This is a genomic window from Parviterribacter multiflagellatus, from assembly GCF_056863265.1.
This window is the reverse complement of sequence record NZ_JBXPIZ010000017.1, coordinates 1-879: the sequence shown is the minus strand read 5'-3', so window position 1 is coordinate 879 and position 879 is coordinate 1. Positions and strand designations below refer to the sequence as shown.

Below are 879 nucleotides of genomic sequence, written 5' to 3'. Positions count from 1 at the left end.
GATGGTCCTGGCGGTCGTTGTCGATGGCCGCTCGATCCGCGAAACAGCCGAGAGGTTCGGCGTCTCTGAGCCGACGTGCCGCAAGTGGGTCAGGAGATTTGTCGCCGAAGGCGATGCCGGGCTGCGCGACAAGAGCTCGGCGCCCAAGACGGTGGCCAACAAGACGGCGGCAACGGTCGTTGAGGCGATCTGCGCGCTGCGGAAGCTCAGGTTCACCGGCCCAGAGATCGCTGAGATCCTCGATCTGGCGCTCTCGACGGTCTCGGGGATCCTCAAGGCGGCAGGGATGGGCAAGCTGGGTCGGCTGGGTTTCGAGCCTGCCGTTCGCTACGAGCGCGAGCGGCCCGGCGAGCTGATCCACATCGACGTCAAGAAGCTCGGCCGGATCGTTGGCGGCGCGGGCAAGCGCGTTCGCGACGGCAAGCGCCAGCACTACACCGGCTCGTTCACCGACAAGGCCGGCCGCCGGCGCCGCAAGGCCGGCTGGGAGTTCGTGCACATCGCCATCGATGACGCCACCCGCCTGGCCTACGTCGAAGTGCTCGGCGACGAGAAAGCCACCACGGCTGTTGCGTTCCTGCGCCGAGCGGTCGCGTTCTTCCGTTCGCGCGGGATCGTCGTTGAGCGGCTGCTGACCGACAACGGCTCGGCCTACCGCTCGACCGTTCACGCGATCGCCTGCCGCACGCTGGGGATCCGGCACCTCAGAACGCGGCCACGGCGCCCGCAGACCAACGGCAAGGCCGAGCGGTTCATCCGCACGATGCTCGACGGCTGGGCCTACGGCGCGATCTACCGCTCAAGCGCAGAACGCACCGCAGCCCTTGACGGATGGCTCTGGCACTACAACCATCGCCGCCAACACAGCGCCCTCAGCCG

1 protein-coding gene is annotated in these 879 nt (G+C 68.0%); it reads left to right on the top strand.

Annotated features, from left to right (window positions below; translation table 11 throughout):
* Position 1: 1 nt before the first annotated feature.
* A partial coding sequence (locus AC1UE5_RS27740) for an IS481 family transposase (protein ID WP_482929195.1) occupies positions 2–879 on the top strand: 878 nt, incomplete at its 3' end.